We start from the raw sequence: 17,187 nt of genomic DNA on the forward strand, positions 1-17,187 counted from the left end.
TTAGTGGGGGCGAAGCGCTGCAAGCAGGCCTTCGATGGGGTGAAAACGGACATCCAGCTCGGCCAGCAGCACGGCCTGCATGTCGTTCCTGAACAAGTGCAGCCAGCCGCTGTCGGGATCGACCTCAGCGGTGCCGGCGTCGTCGCGCAGACGCTCGAAATGGGCGCCGAGCAGGGCCGGCACGCTGGCCAGCAGTTGCTGCTCGCGCGGGCTCAGCGCCTGCTCCATGGCGGCGTCCACCTCGGCCAACCGGGGCAGCTCGCCGGGCCCGGCACTGAGCCGGTCCCGCAGCAGGCCGCGCAGGCGCCCGGTGGCGGTGAGCATGGCGCGCTGCACGGTGAGACAGCGCTGGCGGTAGGCGGTGGCGTCGGTCGCGGCCGGTTTGCCTGCCGCCGGCGGGGCGGTGATGCTTTCGACCAGGGTGGCGCGTACCCGCGCGCATTCCTCGTCAAGCGCCTCGACGGAACCCGGTGCGGCGTCGGCCACGGCCGGCAGCCGCCCGTCGAGCGCGCGCGACAGGGCCACGGCCCGGGTCCAGTCGATCCACTGGCTGAGCCGGTCGGACAGGTCGGGCCCGGTACGCGGGGCGTTGCGGTCGGCCAGCGCCGCCAGCAACCGGATGAAGGGCGGGCCGGGGACAGGCGTGCGGTGCTGCTTCTTCGCCATGGTTCCGGTCAAAAACCGCGAATTTTACACTGTAATGACCGACCGACTCCCTGAATGCCCTTGCACACACGGTGAACACGCGCCTATGCACCGCGCTTACATCCGTTTCCCTACGGTGGGGGCGGGCCAACACATCGCCCGTTTTTCCATCCAAGGAGTTCACCATGTCCACCCTGCAGATCCCCAAAGGTACCCTCGTCATCGTCGCTGATGGCGGCTCGGCCCGCGTGTTCACCAATGTGGGCGACGGCCGCACCCTGCAGCTGAAGCAGGAGGAGGAACTGGAGGTCAAGGACATCAGCGCCGAAGGCGTCTCCGGCCAGGGGCCATCCGGCTCGGTGCCCAAGGACATGAGCATTTCCCAGCTCAATGAGGCCACCTTCGCCAAACAGCTGGCGCAGCAGTTGAACGATCACGCGCTCAAGCACCGCTATGAGCATCTGATCCTGATCGCCGACCCGACTACGCTGGGCCACATCCGGCCGCAGCTGCACAAGGAAGTACAGAGCCGGATGCTGAAGGAGATCGCCAAGGACTACACCAATTCCACGCTGGACGACATCCAGCGCGCCCTGGCGGCCTGAGTCATGGCCTACGCACGCAGGTTCACCGATCTGCTGGAGCCTGCCCGCGCCGAGGTGGAGGCTGGCACGGGCTGGCAGCTTCTGGAATTCGGCACGGACTGGTGCGGGCATTGCGCGGCTGCGCAGCCGGTGGTCAAGGACTTTGTTGAAAAACACGACCTTGACCACCGCAAGGTCGAAGACGGCAAGAGGCGCCCCTTGGGGCGCGCCTTCACGGTCAAGCTCTGGCCCACGCTGGTACTGCTGCGCGACGGGCTGGAGGTGGCACGGGTGGTGCGCCCCACCGCCGAGGGAGATCTGGATGCCCTCGACCGCGCCCTCGGGTAGATGAATATCCCTTTATTCCCAATTTACCCAAAAGGGGTATAGTGGCCACATCCCTCCGCTGGATGTCCGTCATGAGCCTGCCCCTGGATGTTCCCGGCCTTGAAAAGGCCACTGCGTCATCGGTGAAGACCCGGGGCTGGCCGAGCCTGATGCGCACCGTGCGCGAAAAGCAGGCCCTGGTGATCACCAACCACAACCACCCCGAAGCGGTGATCGTGGACATCAAGGCCTACCAGGAGCTGCTGGCCCGCGCGGCGGGCAACCCGGATGACGCGCGACAGGGGGAGCTGGATCGACTGCGCGCGGAGTTCGATACCACCCTGGCCAGCCTCAATACCGACGGTGGGCTGGGCAAGGTGATGGGCCAGCCGATCCGTCGCGGGCGCAGGACCGCCCTTGGCCCGTCGCTCTGATCGGTGGCGCGGATCCTGGTACTGGCCGGCGTCAATGGCGCCGGTAAAAGCTCGCTGCTGGGCACATGGCTGCGCGACGCCGGGCTGACCTGGTTCAATCCGGACAGCTTCACCCGGCGGCTGGTGGAGCAGGGCTGGCCGCTGGACGAGGCCAACGCCGCAGCATGGAGCGAGGGCGCCCGACGGCTGCGCCAGGCGATGGCCGATGGCACCGACTTTGCGTTTGAAACCACCCTGGGCGGCAACACCATTCCGCGCCTGCTGCGCGATGCCTGCCAGACCCACGACGTGGCGATCTGGTTCTGCGGCCTGCACAGCGTGGCGTTGCACATCGAACGCGTGGCGGATCGGGTCAGCCAGGGCGGACACGATATTCCGCACGACAAGATCCGCGCGCGTTTCGATTCCGCGCGCGAAAACCTGATCGAACTGCTGCCGCATCTTGCCGAGCTGCATGTGTACGACAACAGCGCGCCCGCCGATGCAAAGGGCAGGGCGGCACCGCTGCCGCTGCTGCAGCTGGATCGCGAGGGATTGCATTTTCCGGTCACGGTGATCGATCTGCTGCAGACGCCCGATTGGGCCAAGCCCATCGTAATGCGCGCGATGGAACTGCAAAGCGGGGCCTGATGCAGAGCGGTAGGGTCGCATCCCAATCGACGATGTGCATGGATGCACGAGTGGTGAGGCCGCAGGATGCGGAAGAGCACCACCGCCGTGGAATTGCCAACATTCGATTACGGCATGACCGTCGGCGACATCACGCTTCTGCCTCGGCACAGTCCATGCGTTACCGAACGCGGAAGCGCTGAGGGCAGTCGTTCGGGAACCGACTCTACCAATGGACGTCAACGATTGCCCCAACTTTACCAATGGCTGAAAAAACGCCTTGAAACAAGGTGTTTGGACAGAATGTGAAGAATCGATAAAGGCCACATGCACACACTGTGGTAACATGTGCGCTTGATCATTGCCTCGGGCCATTGCCCGTCTCTCGGTCATCCTTCCTGCAGCGCCGTGGTGTACCACGCGGCCGTCCGGGAACGCCTGTTGTTACCCCTCTTCGCGCCTCGTGCCGCGTTCTTCCAGAGGCGGTGTTTACCTGTGCCTTGCGCGGGACCTCGGGTGCGTTGATGACCCTGCTTCCAGGAGAAAGCAGATGCAGGAACTGCATGCCGCACATGCCCATTTCGGGTGGTTCAAGCGCCGCCGCCAGATGAAGGTCGACGAAGTCACCGTGGTCGATCGCCCCATGCTCAAGAAAGCCGTGGGTGCCGCCGCGCTCGGCAATGCGATGGAATGGTTCGATTTCGGTGTGTATGGCTATCTTGCGGTCACGCTCGGCCAGGTGTTCTTCCCCGCCAGCAGCCCGACCGCGCAGCTGATCGCCACCTTCGCCACCTTCACCGTGGCGTTCCTGGTCCGCCCGCTGGGTGGGCTGGTGTTCGGGCCGCTGGGTGACCGATACGGCCGCCAGAAAGTGCTGGCGTTCACCATGATCCTGATGGCGCTGGGCACCTTCAGCATCGGCCTGATTCCGTCCTACGACAGCATCGGCATGTGGGCCCCGGCCTTGCTGCTGCTTGCGCGCCTGGTGCAGGGGTTCTCCACCGGCGGCGAATACGGCGGCGCGGCCACGTTCATCGCCGAATATTCCACCGACCGCAACCGCGGCCTGATGGGCAGCTGGCTCGAGTTCGGCACGCTGGGTGGCTACATCGCCGGTGCGGCCACGGTGACCGTGCTGCACATGGCCTTGAGCAGCACGCAGATGCTGGACTGGGGCTGGCGCCTGCCGTTCCTGATCGCCGGCCCGCTGGGCCTGCTCGGCCTGTACATGCGCATGAAGCTGGAGGAGACCCCGGCCTTCCGCGCCTATGCCGAAGAGGCCGACAAACGCGACCTCGAACGCCCGGGGCTGGGCGCACTGCTGCGCGTGCATTGGCCGCAGCTGCTCAAGTGCGTGGGCCTGGTGCTGGTGTTCAACGTTACCGACTACATGCTGCTCACCTACATGCCCAGCTACCTGAGCGTGACCATGGGTTATGCCGAGAGCAAGGGCCTGCTGCTGATCATCATCGTGATGCTGGTGATGATGCCGCTCAACGTGGTGGGCGGGTTGTTCAGTGACCGCCTGGGCCGCCGGCCGATGATCATCGGCGCGTGCATCGCGCTGTTCGCGCTGGCCATTCCGTGCCTGCTGCTGGTCGGCAGCGGCCACGACGGGCTGATCTTCCTCGGCCTGATGCTGCTCGGGTTGGCGCTGGTGTGTTTCACCAGTTCCATGCCGTCCACCCTGCCGGCGCTGTTCTACACCCCGGTGCGCTACAGCGCGCTGTCGATCGCGTTCAACGTCTCGGTGTCGCTGTTCGGTGGCACCACGCCGCTGATCACCGCCTGGCTGGTGGAGCGCACCGGCGACCCGCTGGTGCCGGCGTACTACCTGATGGGCGCGGCGGTGATCGGCCTGGTCACCATGCTGTTCGTCAACGAAACCGCCAACCTGCCACTGCGCGGCTCGCCGCCGGCAGTAGCCAGCGAAGCCGAAGCCCACGCCCTGCTGCGCAGCGACGAGCCGGTGACGGTGGATGCCACCCAGCCGACGCTACCCCGGCCGGCACTTCCGAACGACCCCACCCCCGCGTAGTGCCACGCCCTGCGTGGCAACCCCAGCCAATTCAACCCAAGCACGCCCCCGCGCCGCAACATGCGGCGCGGGGACAACCAATGCTAGGATCGGTTCACCTTGAATCGATCTAAATCCATATGAGCAGAGCGGGGAAGTCGGGGTTGGTGGCACTGGCCATGGGCGCCATGCTGGTGGCAGGCACCGCAGCAGCGGCGCCGCAGAGCGCAGGCGAACGCGCCTACGCCGCCGTGGATCCATTCATTGGTACCGGGGGCGAAGGGCATACCTATCCCGGCGCGACGGTGCCCTTCGGCATGGTCCAGCTCAGCCCGGACACCCGCATCCAGCCGCGCGAAAAGGCCTACGACTGGGCCGCCGGCTACCGCCACGACGACAGCAGCATTGTCGGCTTCTCGCACACCCATTTCTCCGGCAGCGGCCATTCCGACCTGGGCGATGTGCTGGTGATGCCGTTCACCGGCGACCCCGGCCTGGAGCGTGGCGATCCGGAAAAGCCGCGCAGCGGCTACGCCTCGCGCTTCGACCACAAGGATGAGAAGGCCGAACCGGGGTATTACGCGGTCACGCTGCAGGACTACAAAGTCCGCGCCGAACTGACCGCCAGCGCGCGCACCGGCGTGCACCGTTACACCTACCCGAAGGGCCAGGAGGCGAAGGTGCTGCTGGACCTGCGCACCAGCCTGTACGACTACCCCGGCAAGATCCTGTGGTCGCGCCTGCGCCTGCGCGAAGACGGCACCGTGACCGGCTTCCGCGAGACCCGTGGCTGGGCGCCGGGCCGCCAGTTGTATTTCGCGATGCGCTTCTCGCGCCCGCTCACCGGGCACGCGCTGCACAACACCGAGACCGACATCGCCTACAAGGGCTTCCCGCCGCCGGGGCAGAACCACCCGGAGCAGCGCCCGCAGATCGAAGGCCGCCAGTTGGTCGGCACGTTCGACTTCGGCAAGCTCGATGCCCCGCTGGTGGTCAGCGTGGCGATCTCCTCGGTGAGCGAAGCCGGCGCCATCGCCAACCTCGACGCTGAAGCGAAAGACCAGAACTTCGACCGCATCCGCGCCGACGCCCGCACGCAATGGCAGCAGGCGCTGTCAGTGCTGGACATCGAGGCCCCCGCGCATGACAAACGCAGCGCCTACACCGCGCTGTACCACAGCCTGCTCGGCCCGACCCTGTTCATGGACGTGGACGGCCAGTACCGTGGCTCGGACAACGCCGTGCACCGCGCCGAGGGCTATACCAATTATTCGACCTTCTCGCTGTGGGACACCTACCGCGCCCTGCACCCGCTGCTGACCCTGGTGCAGCCGGAGCAGCGCACCAGCGACATGGTCAATTCGCTGCTCGCGCACCAGCACAACAGCGCCTACGGCATGCTGCCGGTGTGGGCGTTCCACGGCCAGGAAACCTGGTGCATGATCGGCTACCACGCGGTGCCGGTGATCGCCGATGCCTACGTCAAGGGCATTCGTGGCTTCGATGCCGACAAGGCGCTGCAGGCGATGGTGGCCACCGCAAACTACGGCCCCTACGATGGCATCGCGCAGTACCGCGAGCTGGGCTGGGTGCCGATCGACGAAGAGGGCGAGGCGGCCAGCAAGACGCTGGAGTATGCCTTCGACGACTGGACCATCGCGCGCATGGCCACGGCCATGGGCAAGACGGATGTGGCGGCCGAGTTCGACAAGCGCGCCGGCAACTGGCGCCATGCCTTCGACGCCGAAACCGGCTTCATGCGCGCACGCAAGCGTGACGGCAGCTTCCGCACCCCGTTCGATCCCAGCGCCAGCGGCTACGGCACCGACTACACCGAAGGCAACGCCTGGCAGTATTCCTGGTACGTGCCGCAGGACGTGGCCGGCCTGGCCGAAGTGCACGGCGGCGCCGACAAGCTGCTGGCGCGGCTGGACGCCGTGTTCGATGCCAAGGTCGATCCGTCCATCTTCGAGCACATGGAAGACATCACCGGCCTGATCGGCTGGTACGCGCACGGCAACGAACCCAGCCACCACGTGGCCTACCTGTATTCGTACGCGGGCCAGCCGTGGCGCGCGCAGGCGCGCTTGAAGCAGATCATGGACACCCAGTACGCCGACCGCCCCGATGGCCTGGCCGGCAACGACGACCTGGGCCAGATGTCGGCCTGGTACGTGTTCACCGCGCTGGGCTTCTACCCGGTGGCACCGGGCAGCGCCGAGTACATCATCGGCCGCCCGTTCCTGCCCAAGGCGGTGCTGAACCTGCCCAACGGCAAGACCTTCCGCATCACCACCGACGGCATGGGCAAGGGCCACGAATACGTGGGTTCGGTGACGCTCAACGGCAAGCCGTTGAACCGCACGTTCCTGCGCCATGCGGAAATCCTGGCCGGCGGCGAACTGCACTTCACCCTGCAGGCAACGCCGAACAAGGCATGGCCGGGGCAGGGCGCGGAACAGCCGTACTCGATGTCGCGCTGACCCCGCTCAGCTGTCCTCGTCCCAGCCATCGCCGTCCCCGTCCACCGGGGGCGTCGATGTCGTTTCCAGGTCCGGATCGACCGGTTCCAGCAGCGTGTAGTCGTCGCGCTTGAGGTCGCGGAAGGCGCGTCCGACCGGATACGCCTCCAGTGCCGGCGAGCGTACCCGCAGCGACGCAGGGGTGTTGGCGGCACCGGAAAGCCATGCCAGTGCCAGCTCGGCGGACAGGAACACCGGCCCATCCGGCGTCAGCGGTTCCGGAATGGCGCGGTTGGGTGCGGTGAGCACGCTGAAGGAATCCATCGCGTGGCCGTCGCCGTCCTCCCAGTGCTCCCAGAGGCCGGCGGCCAACAGGGCCAGGCCATCGCGCCGCTGCACGAACTGCGGCCACGGCGGCCGGCGCTGGCGGTCCAGCTTGTAGTAACCGGTCATCGGAATCACGCACGGGCGTTCGGCCCAGGCCTTGGCGAAGATGCGGCTGCCCGGCGCCCGGTCCAGGCGGGCGGTGACAGTGGTGTAGGGCGTATCCGGCGTCTTCGACCAGCGCGGCACCAGGCCCCAGACCATGTCGGTCACGATCAGCTCGCCATCGGCATTGCGGGCCAGCACCGATGCCGTGGAACCCTTGCCGATGTTGTAGCGGTCCGGCGCTGCGGCCACGGCAGTGGCGAGACCGCGCGGCAGTCCGTCGGGGACCGATTCCGGCTCGGCAATGGCTTGGGCGAAACGACGCATGGGTGCAGAGTAGGGCGCGTGCCGTGAGCGTGTGGTTGAGTGGCGGCGCGGGCGGCGCTAGAGTCGCGGGGTGGTTGTTTCGCGGTATCTGCCCATGCCTCATCGGAAAAAAGACATCCCGCCGGTTGACGCCGCGGGCCAGCGCCTGCCGCTGGGCCCCGAGTCCGCCGTGCTGTGCCGGGCGCGCGATTACGCCGCCGGCACGGTGATTCCGCTGCACCACCATCCGGACCGCCACCAGCTGGTCTACGCCGCCTCCGGCGTGCTGGTGGTGCAGGCCGGGGCAGGGCGATGGGTGGTGCCCAGCACGCGCGCGATCTGGATGCCGGCCGGGATCGGCCACAAGGTGAGCTGCATCGGCGCGGTGCGCATGCGCAGCCTGTACATCCTGCCGCAGGCCATCGCCGATGCGCCGCCCAGCGCAGCGACCGTGTCGATCACGCCCTTGCTGGCCGAACTGATCGGTGCGGCCGCCATCGTGGAGCAGCCCTACGTTCCGGACTCACGCGACGGCCATCTCATGCAGCTGATCCTGGATGAACTGCAGGCGCTGCCGGTGCTGCCACTGCATGTTCCGGAACCGGTCGACCCGCGCCTGCAGCAGATCGCGCAGCATTGGGATGCCGCGCCCGACGACGCTTCCACGCTGCAGGACTGGGCCGTTCGCCTCGGCGTGGACGCCAAGACGATCCAGCGCCTGTGCGCGCGCGAACTGCACATGACGTTCGGTCAATGGCGCCAGCAGATCCGGCTCGTCCGCGCCCTCGAACGCCTCGCCCATGGCGAGAAGGTCATCGACGTAGCGCTGTCGCAAGGCTACGCGAGCCCCAGCGCGTTCACCGCCATGTTCAAGAAGCGCTTCGGCCAGCTGCCCAGCCAGTTCTTCGAGTAGTGCCGGCCGCTGGCCGGATCCCCGCCACCCAAGCGAAAGGTCGTGCTGACGGTAGTGCTGAATGTCGGTCGGCAAAGCACTGAAGCTGCCGACCGTTGGGTCGGCAGCGAGAGACATCTGTATCAATCAGGGGCGCGGCGTTGGTTGCCGGGAATGGGCAAACGACTGGTACAGCTGTGACGCGCGTCGGTCGATGGCCGCCTGTTCCATCTGCTGCAGTCCAGGAAAGCGCCGCTGCAGCTCGTCACTTGCCTTGGAATCACCGAGAATGTAGGCGACTCTCAGATACGCGCCGGACTCTACGATGCCGCCCAATCCCGGTGTCCCATACACTCTCGACATTGCGTAATAACCATAGATGCTGCCTCGCTGAGTCGCATCGAAGATGTACACGAGACCAGCATCGGTATCTCCTTGCGAAGCCAATCGTTGGCCATAGTTGACCATCGCCGCCAGCGAGCCTCTATCAGCCTCGCGCTTCAGCTGACGATCTGACATGGCCTCGAGTCGATTCAGCAGCTCGGAGGATGGATACCCATTCTGTAACAGCCACCGGGCCTCTTCGGGTGTATTTGCGCCGAGAATATCCGCGTCGCAAACAGGACCCGCTTCGCAGATGTATGCCAATGACAAAAGCTCCTGCGATGGAGTTGAGCTGCCAGGAGGAGGGGGCGCTGAGGAATTGTCCGCACTTGGCTCGGAAGCCACCTGGGCAGCCTTCTCCAATTCCGCTTCCTTTGCCGGTGCGTTCTCGTGCCGAACGCAGCCTGCGCTTGTCGTCAGGACTATCATGATTGAGATCGACAACACGAGCCTGTGGTTGCGCATGGAGAACTTCTTGGTCAAATGCTGCATTGCTTTTCCTGAATCTGCGTCCACCAGCGAGAGCAAGTTGTCTCCTGAGTGACGTGATCGTACTTGATCCTAAGAGAGTTCGCCGGATTAAGCGCGTTGACAAGTGTCTGTGGGAAATAGTCCGAAAGACTGATTCCTTCGCGATTGAGCCATTGAGCAAAGAACTGGGTAAACGACATTGTAGGTTCGGCTTCCGCCTGCAGCCTTCCCATTGCACCAAGACATAGTCGTTCCGGATTGGTCAGCCCAATACCCAGTCGGTAGGAATCCGAATCCTGTGTCTGTAATGAGCATGCATTTGATAGCGTGCGGAAGAATTGTTCGTTGATCTGATTGACTGGATAGCCTCCGGCGACGATAAAGTTGGTATGGCCATTCAGCGCTGCCGTAACTTGTCCGCGGGCTCGCGGTGACGTGCTGGGCTGTTCGCGGTAATAGAGCAGCTTGGCCAGCCCGCTTCCGTTCGGATACCGCTCGCGCCCGTACTCTGGTCCTCCGGGGAGGGGAATGGGGTTGGGGCACTGGGGAGGCTTTCGGGCAAGGAGCTCGGTGCACCTCGGGTGCGGGCCGGTGCTTCCCTGTCCCCCGTCTCCTCCGCCTCCATGGTTTCCGCCATTTGAGACATCACTACCAGGCCACGGGTCTGGTTCCGGATCGCTGGGGCGAGGGTGCGTTACTTCGATTGTGTCTTCATTCCGGGTATCGGTCGTGTCGGCAACTGAGTTCTGCGACACCAACCCTCCGCTGCAGATCAAGGTGAGGTAAATCAGAGAGCGGATTGACTTGCATAGACTTGTCTTTGAAGCTGGCCTCTTGTTCGGGTTTTTGTGCTGCGCTGCTTCCATGGGGCTCATTCAATTCCTGTTGGTGTATTTAGCTCGTCGATGCACGCGATGAGTCTATTGATGGGGCATTCTTCGTTCCTTTCCCTATGCAGGTTCAATGTGTTGGTCGCAGTGGTGAGGATCTTTCCTGCGAGTGATGCCCCGGTGCGATCAATTGCCCGGATCGTTTCTTCCGAGAACCTGCCAAAGCAGCATGTCGAGACCACCAGCGTCCGCCATGGCTTGCTGTCGGGATAAAGTCGCAGGACTTGTTCTGTTAGTTGGCCAAGGCGGACTAGTGCTGTTGAGGTGCGGGTCGCATCCACCTGCAGTTTGCTTATCGCACCTGCGTCTCCTGACCATGCGCGGCCAAATTGGCGGCGGTCTTCAAGCAACATCAGCGACAGCGCTAATCCTCCGGAATCCTGGCTGGCAAGGCTCAGTGCGGACATCCACAGTCGCGCGAAGCGCCCATTGCCGTCGGATAGAGGATGGATATGGGTGAACTGGAAGAGGAAAATCTGGGCGATCTGCGTCGGACAGGCGCAGGCAAGTTCTCGCCCCAGGAATTCGCGTAGATCTGCAAGTAGGGAAGTGATGTGCGCTACTGGGGGTGGCACAAGCCAGGCATCCTGGAATGTGGCCCCGTCGACCCATGTAAGGCTGTCGCGAATGCTCGGCGTGCTGCTGCCAGAGTTCCGTGAAAAGCTCAGGATCTCATCAGGGTCAATAGCCGATACGAGTGTTGCTTTAGAGCGGTAGGCCGATACCATTCGCAGCGAGTGGGAGCCGATATCGGTGGGGATCGCCCCGTGAGTCACCATCCTCTGTTTGCCGCTGCTCAATGCCTCAATTCTTCGGGCAATCAGAAAGAGCAGGTCGCACGATATGCGGCCGGCAGCTCGGGACGGAGCGTCAAGCCCCTGGAGAGGGGCTGGATGTGAGTAGATGTACGGCTTACTTCCATCCAGTGCGCGAACCATGGCCGCGAATTGGCTCGGCCTCTTCGGACGATAGAGCGTGAAGTTGGTCACGCAACTTCGCTGCCAAGGCAGGCTGAGCTGAGGCAGGCCTCAATCTCAGGGAGCGATGCTCGCGCCCAGGGCGAGCGCGACGGAACTCTACGGGTAACACTTGCTTGCAGTGGACAATCCATTTGCCGAGTCTCGCTTTGCTCCTGGCTGGAAAGTTGAATTACTTTCCGGCATCCGCAATTGAGTGCGGAGGCTGAGCAGCGTATTTCGGCGCACGCTGGATATCCAATTGATCTTCACGGCACTTGTGGGCCGCAGTGATATTTCCCGTCGATCGTTAGCTAGCGAGCTGCAGCTGTCAGCTTCCAATAACGCGAAAAGTCTGACGCGAAACGGTAGTGCCGACTGTTAGTCGGCAACTATGTCAGCGCCCGTTGGTCTTCGGCAGAAACGCAGTAGCCAACCCCAACAACGGCAGGAACGAGGTGAGGTGGTAGACCCACACGATGCCATGGATGTCAGCCAGCTTTCCCAACCCGGCCGCGCCGATCCCACCGATACCGAACATCAGCCCGAACATGAGCCCGGACACCATCCCGACGCGCCCCGGCACCGCTTCCTGCGCATACACCACCAGCGCGGCAAACGCAGACGACATCACCAGCCCGACGGCAACGGCCAACACCGCAGTGCCCATCAGATTGGCATAGGGCAGGGCAAGCGCGAACGGCGCCACGCCCAGGAACGAAATCCAGATCACTGCCTTGCGCCCGATCCGGTCACCCACCGGGCCGCCGATGAAGGTGCCCAGCGCGATCGACGCCAGGAACACGAACAGGTACATCTGGCTCTGCTGCACGCTCAGGTGGAAACGTTCGATCAGGTAGAAGGTGAAGTAGTTGGTGATGGAGGCGATGTACACGAACTTGGCGAACATCAGCACAGCGATCACCGCGATGGCCTGCACCACCTTGCCGCGGCTCAGGCCGATGCCATGCGAGCGCGCCAAGCTGTTCATCTTGGCCTGGCCGTGGCGCACGGTCCAACCGGTCAGCCGGAACAGCACGAAGATGGCCACGGCGGCGATCAGCAGGAACCAGCCGATGGCGCGCTGGCCGTGCGGAATCACCACGGCAGCGGCCAGCAGCGGGCCGATGGCCGAGCCGGTATTGCCGCCGACCTGGAAGGTGGACTGCGCGGTGCCGAAACGCCCGCCCGAGGCCATGCGCGCCACCCGCGAAGCTTCCGGGTGGAACGTGGCCGAGCCCACGCCCACCACGGCGGCAGCCAGCAGCAGCATTTCGTAACTGCTGGCCATGGCCATCATGCCGATGCCGACGAACGTGGCGATCATGCCGGAGGGCAGCAGGTAGGGCAGCGGGCGCTTGTCCGTGTACATGCCCACCCACGGCTGCAGCAGCGAGGCGGTGAACTGGTAGACCAGCGCGATGGTGCCGATCTGGCCGAAGGTCAGCGCGAACTGGCTCTTGAACATCGGGTACACGGCCGGCAGCACGGCCTGGATCATGTCGTTGAGCAGGTGCGCGAACGCGGCGGCACCCACGATGCGGATCGCAAAGCCCTGGTGGGCGGGATCGGACGCGGCAGGCAGTACCGGGGAAGCTGGGACGGCGGGCGGAGCGGACGGCGGGGTTTCTGTGCTCATGGGACCATTGGAAATACAGCTGCGGTCCCGGCCGGCCACGCCGCCAGGGATCCGGCGCGTGCTCCAGCCTGGACCTGGTGGGGGACAAGCGGAGCACGAGGGTAAGCCGACCGCACGCTGCCGTCTCGCGCGATAGGGACCACTATCGTCGCGTTAGGGACATCACGCATGATGGCGGCATGAGAATCCGCTACGCCGCGCTGTTGCTTGCCATCCTGATGACCCATGCCGAAGCGGGACCGCTGCTGGAACCCGGGATTTACCAGCTCTCGCCCGAGGCGCCCCAGGCAGAAACGGCGGCAGCGCCGGCCGCAGGCGAAATCCAGCAGGACCTTCTTGCCACCGCGATTCCCGACGCGGCGAACGTGCGCTACGCCTTCGTGTCGCGCGATCCGGGCGAGGCGTTGAACAAGCTGGTATTCGTCACCGATGCGGTGTACCGCCACGACATCAACAGCGCCAACCGGCTGTGCCCGGCCTATGCCTTTCCCGATTGGAACGAACGTTCCGAGGCGCAGCCCTTCTGCCGCACCAACATTGGCAGCGCGGACAGCGAAGCGGCGCTGGCCTGGACCGAACGCGCCTTCACGCTGCGCTGGGCGGACCAGAAAACGCTGATCCGTACCGAGCAGGTTCCCGGCAGCCGCAAGCCCACCCCGGATGAGATCGGCGCCTGTGCGGTGGGCGGCGTGTGTGCGCCCGACGCTTACGGCAGGTCTGTGCACCACTACCAGGTAACCCACTATCGCGACGGGTTCTTCCTGCAGGCGCCACGACCCTACATCGACGTGTTCGCGGCGACCATGGACACCCCGGTCTACCGAAGCGCCGGGGACGGTACGGCATCCGGCACGCTTGCCGCGGGGCGCTATGCCGGTGTGCTCAGCAGGGGCGCTGAGTGGATCGCCATTGAAGAAGTGGCGGCAGACGGCGCGGCGACGCCCGGCTGGATCCGTCGGGATGATCTTGCCGCCGGCGATATGCGGATTCCCCAGCAGGCAACCACCGACCACCTGCGTTTCGTGCTGGTCGTTGCGCCCGCCGACGACGATCAAGCGGTGCTGCAGGCCATCGACATCCTGGACGCCACGACCGGCCAGCGCCGGCAGATCCTGCGCGACATCGATGCCGAGCCGCTGAGCGCCGGCCCGGACGTGGTGCAGCTGGTGGACGCCAACTTCGACGGCTGGCCCGACCTGAGCGTACCCGGATACGCCGGGGGTGCAGGCCCGAATGCCACGCGGAACCTGTACCTGTTCGACCCGGTGGCCCAGGCCTTCGTGTTCGAGCCAACGCTGTCGAGCCTGCCACAGCTGGACATCGACCCCGCCACGCGCACCCTCATCTCCGCCTCGCGCGGCGGCTGCTGCTCGCACGCCACCGAAACCTACCGTTATGTGGACGGCCAGCTGCAGCAGGTGGCCAGCTGGGAGGAATCGCTGTCGCCCGATGGCGAGCACCTGCAGACGACGGAGGGCACTCTGCGCAACGGAACGATGAAGTACCGCACCCGCACGCGGAAGCTGCCCGCCGACTGGCGCTGAGCACATCAACCGCCCGTCACGCAGGCGGTGGCAGGATACCGGTTGCATTCCCCTCAGGAGACAGCCGTGTCCACAACCGCCGTCGTGACCCGCCACTGGGTCATCCATCCATTCCATGCCGCCGTGCTCGGCGGCGTGCTGCCGCTGTTCCTCGGCGCGCTGCTGGCCGATTACGCGTACTGGAACACCTACGAAATCCAGTGGAGCAACTTCGCCTCCTGGCTGCTGGTCGGGGCGATGGTCATGACCACGTTGGCGCTGTTGTGCGGCCTGGTGGGCCTGGTGCGCGGCAGCCGTAACGGCTTCTACGTCATCGTGCTGGCGGCCAGTTGGATCGTGGGCTTCATCAACTCGCTGCACCACGCACGCGATGCCTGGGCGATCATGCCGGCCGCGCTGCTGTGGTCGGTGATCGTCACGGTGCTGGCGTTGATCGCCACCTGGCTGGGCTTCGCCAGCGTCCGTGTGCGCGTGGGAGGTGTCCTGTGAACCGCGCCCCGAAGGTATTCGCACTTTCCGTACTCACCGTGGCCCTGGCCGCCTGCAGTGGCAAGGCGCCGGAGCTGCAGCAGCTGGGTGCCAACCCGGAACTGCCCAAGCCCCATCGCGGCGTGATGCCGGACATGACCATTGCCCAGCCGACCGCGTGGGGCGATACCGTTCCCACCGTGCCGGCCGGTTTCAAGGTCTCGGCGATCGCCACCGACCTGGCCATTCCGCGCCAGACCCTGGTGCTGCCCAATGGCGACATCCTGGTAGCCGAAGGTCGGGGCGGCAGCGCGCCCAACCTCAAGCCGAAGGATGTGATTGCCGGCAAGATCAAGGCCAAGGGCAATACGCAGGTGAAGAGCGGCAACCGCCTGACACTGCTGCGGGATGCCGATGGCGACGGCGTGTATGAGCTGAAGACGGTGTTTGCCGACAAGCTCAATGCCCCGTACGGGCTGGCACTGGTGGGCAACGCCCTGTACGTGGCCAACCAGGATGCGCTGGTGCGCTTCGACTACACCGAAGGCCAGACCAAGGCCAGCGGTGCGCCGACCAAGGTGACCGACCTGCCGTCGGCCATCAACCACCATTGGACCAAGTCGCTGGCCGCCAGCGCCGATGGCAGCCACCTGTACGTGGGCATCGGCTCCAACAGCAACATCACCGAACGCGGCATGGCGGCGGAGATCGATCGCGCCCAGGTCTGGGAGATCGATGCGCAGACCGGTGCGCACCGCACCTACGCCAGCGGCATCCGCAATCCCACGGCACTGGCCGTACAGCCCGGCACCGGCACGTTGTGGGCGGTGGTCAACGAACGTGACGAAATCGGGCCGAACCTGGTGCCGGATTACCTTACTTCGGTGCGCGACGGCGGCTTCTATGGCTGGCCCTACAGCTACTGGGGCAAGCACGTGGACCGCCGGGTGATGCCGCAGAACCCGGAGAAGGTGGCATCCGCGCTGACCCCGGACTTCGCGCTGGGCTCGCACGTGGCCGCGCTGGGCGTGGCGTTCGCCAACCCGGCGGTGGGCGGCAACTTCACCGACGGCGTCTTCGTCGGCCAGCACGGCAGCTGGAACCGCAATCCACCGGTCGGCTACAAGGTGGTGTTCGTGCCGTTCCGTGATGGCAAGCCCGCCGGAGAAGCGATCGATTTCGCCACCGGCTTCCGCGGCGATGACGGCAAGACCCGCGGCCGGCCGGTGGGCGTCAGCGTCGATCCGCGCGGCGCCGTGATCGTGGCTGATGACCTGGCCAACACCATCTGGCGGATCACGCCGACCGCAGCTCCCGCCACGCCAGCGGCACCGCCTTCGGCAACTCCGTCGACGCCGCCGGCAACCCCATCGGCGCCTTCGGCCCCGACGCCGTAGCGCCAGGCCCTGCCTGGTTGCTTTGCGCCTGCGGCCCAACGCCGCAGGCGCAGACGTTCACTCCACCCAGCGCACGGCCTTCAAGGCAGCCGCAAGCTTGTCCCGCGCATCCTCAGTGCTGAACGGCGGTGTACGCGGCGGGTCGTACACCTCCGGCCGGGTACCGGCTACTACCAGATCAATCGCATAGCACCGCGCGTGCTGCACTGCGCGGTAGCTGTCGGCCGATACGTAGTGACTCATCGCTGCGTCGCCCACCGGGAAGTGGGTGAAGCTCACGCCGCCTATGTCCACGGTGTCGGCTGGCCCCGTAGCTTCTGCGGGAGGCGTCAGGCAGTCGGCGACGGCACCGGCGTCGTCGCTGCGTCCGACGCGAAGCTCGGCAGCCGTTACCTCGTTGGACCCGTCCAACACCAAGGCCGCCAGTGGCGAACCGGTGCTGCCCGAGGCATCGAACAGCTTCCAGCCATCCAGCGTCAGGTAGCTGCGGGTGAAATCCCTGCGCAGCTCCATGCCAGGAACTGCAGCCAGCGCGATGCCGGGCGGCGTTTCACTGAAGGCATCGGCAGGCGGTGACGATGTTGCACGCGCCTCGTGGGTGACTGCCGCCTTCGCCGCACCCGGATCCCCGCCGCTAGGTTGTGGCGGTCCCTCCGCGTCGGGCGAAGGCGTACAGGCGGTAGACGCCAGCACGGCGGCCAGCAGCAGCGGACGAGAGGACAGGATGGGCATC

The 17,187-nt window shown here is 65.3% G+C and carries 16 protein-coding genes; 10 read left to right on the top strand and 6 right to left on the bottom strand.

The window, feature by feature from the left end:
- Positions 1-678, bottom strand: coding sequence for a DUF3348 domain-containing protein (locus QE395_RS08405; RefSeq protein ID WP_176472663.1), 678 nt, complete (start codon positions 676-678; stop codon positions 1-3).
- A 152-nt stretch (positions 679-830) separates the two neighbouring features.
- Between QE395_RS08405 and QE395_RS08410 the strand changes: the two genes are divergently transcribed.
- From QE395_RS08410 to QE395_RS08435, 6 genes are all read left to right on the top strand, one after another.
- Positions 831-1,250: a host attachment family protein gene (locus QE395_RS08410; RefSeq protein ID WP_093535732.1), complete on the top strand. Its 420-nt coding sequence runs from the start codon at positions 831-833 to the stop codon at positions 1,248-1,250.
- A gap of 3 nt (positions 1,251-1,253) precedes the next feature.
- Positions 1,254-1,577 carry a thioredoxin family protein gene (locus QE395_RS08415; RefSeq protein ID WP_306988484.1) on the top strand — a complete coding sequence of 108 codons (324 nt, stop codon included), beginning with the start codon at positions 1,254-1,256 and terminating at the stop codon, positions 1,575-1,577.
- 71 nt (positions 1,578-1,648) lie between these two features.
- Positions 1,649-1,990 (top strand): type II toxin-antitoxin system prevent-host-death family antitoxin, encoded by a 342-nt coding sequence (locus tag QE395_RS08420; protein WP_068852335.1) that lies wholly within the window; start codon positions 1,649-1,651, stop codon positions 1,988-1,990.
- A 3-nt stretch (positions 1,991-1,993) separates the two neighbouring features.
- Positions 1,994-2,620: a hypothetical protein gene (locus tag QE395_RS08425; protein ID WP_217538163.1), complete on the top strand. Its 627-nt coding sequence runs from the start codon at positions 1,994-1,996 to the stop codon at positions 2,618-2,620.
- Between the two features lie 529 nt (positions 2,621-3,149).
- Positions 3,150-4,637 carry a glycine betaine/L-proline transporter ProP gene (proP, locus tag QE395_RS08430; RefSeq protein ID WP_068852330.1) on the top strand — a complete coding sequence of 496 codons (1,488 nt, stop codon included), beginning with the start codon at positions 3,150-3,152 and terminating at the stop codon, positions 4,635-4,637.
- Positions 4,638-4,756: 119 nt separating this feature from the next.
- Positions 4,757-7,099 (top strand): GH92 family glycosyl hydrolase, encoded by a 2,343-nt coding sequence (locus QE395_RS08435; RefSeq protein WP_306988488.1) that lies wholly within the window; start codon positions 4,757-4,759, stop codon positions 7,097-7,099.
- A gap of 6 nt (positions 7,100-7,105) precedes the next feature.
- Here QE395_RS08435 and QE395_RS08440 read toward each other — a convergent pair whose 3' ends face one another.
- On the bottom strand, positions 7,106-7,834 hold the full coding sequence (locus tag QE395_RS08440) for an SOS response-associated peptidase family protein (RefSeq protein WP_306988490.1): 729 nt from the start codon (positions 7,832-7,834) through the stop codon (positions 7,106-7,108).
- Between the two features lie 94 nt (positions 7,835-7,928).
- On the opposite strand from QE395_RS08440, the gene QE395_RS08445 reads away from it, so the two are divergent.
- Positions 7,929-8,726 (top strand): helix-turn-helix transcriptional regulator, encoded by a 798-nt coding sequence (locus tag QE395_RS08445; protein WP_068852322.1) that lies wholly within the window; start codon positions 7,929-7,931, stop codon positions 8,724-8,726.
- 126 nt (positions 8,727-8,852) lie between these two features.
- On the opposite strand, the gene QE395_RS08450 is transcribed toward QE395_RS08445, so the two are convergent.
- From QE395_RS08450 to QE395_RS08460, 3 genes are all read right to left on the bottom strand, one after another.
- On the bottom strand, positions 8,853-9,617 hold the full coding sequence (locus QE395_RS08450; RefSeq protein ID WP_141236257.1) for a hypothetical protein: 765 nt from the start codon (positions 9,615-9,617) through the stop codon (positions 8,853-8,855).
- Between the two features lie 814 nt (positions 9,618-10,431).
- A complete protein-coding gene (locus QE395_RS08455) occupies positions 10,432-11,250 on the bottom strand; it encodes a Fic family protein (protein ID WP_306988493.1) in 819 nt (272 codons plus the stop codon).
- Between the two features lie 553 nt (positions 11,251-11,803).
- Complete coding sequence (locus tag QE395_RS08460) at positions 11,804-13,045, bottom strand: MFS transporter (protein ID WP_095363943.1); 1,242 nt, start codon at positions 13,043-13,045, stop codon at positions 11,804-11,806.
- Between the two features lie 179 nt (positions 13,046-13,224).
- Between QE395_RS08460 and QE395_RS08465 the strand changes: the two genes are divergently transcribed.
- The 3 genes from QE395_RS08465 (at position 13,225) to QE395_RS08475 (ending at position 16,454) form a co-directional block, all read left to right on the top strand.
- Positions 13,225-14,589, top strand: coding sequence for a hypothetical protein (locus QE395_RS08465; RefSeq protein WP_306988496.1), 1,365 nt, complete (start codon positions 13,225-13,227; stop codon positions 14,587-14,589).
- 66 nt (positions 14,590-14,655) lie between these two features.
- The gene (locus QE395_RS08470; protein ID WP_306988498.1) at positions 14,656-15,078 is read left to right on the top strand and encodes a DUF2231 domain-containing protein; all 423 of its coding nucleotides are present in this window, start codon (positions 14,656-14,658) and stop codon (positions 15,076-15,078) included.
- Positions 15,075-16,454: a sorbosone dehydrogenase family protein gene (locus QE395_RS08475; RefSeq protein WP_249832567.1), complete on the top strand. Its 1,380-nt coding sequence runs from the start codon at positions 15,075-15,077 to the stop codon at positions 16,452-16,454. Before QE395_RS08470 ends, QE395_RS08475 begins: the two co-directional genes overlap by 4 nt.
- Positions 16,455-16,511: 57 nt before the next feature.
- On the opposite strand, the gene QE395_RS08480 is transcribed toward QE395_RS08475, so the two are convergent.
- On the bottom strand, positions 16,512-17,186 hold the full coding sequence (locus QE395_RS08480) for a hypothetical protein (protein WP_141236259.1): 675 nt from the start codon (positions 17,184-17,186) through the stop codon (positions 16,512-16,514).
- Position 17,187: the final 1 nt, after the last annotated feature.

Source organism: Stenotrophomonas sp. SORGH_AS_0282 (assembly GCF_030818125.1).
Lineage (GTDB): Bacteria > Pseudomonadota > Gammaproteobacteria > Xanthomonadales > Xanthomonadaceae > Stenotrophomonas > Stenotrophomonas rhizophila_A.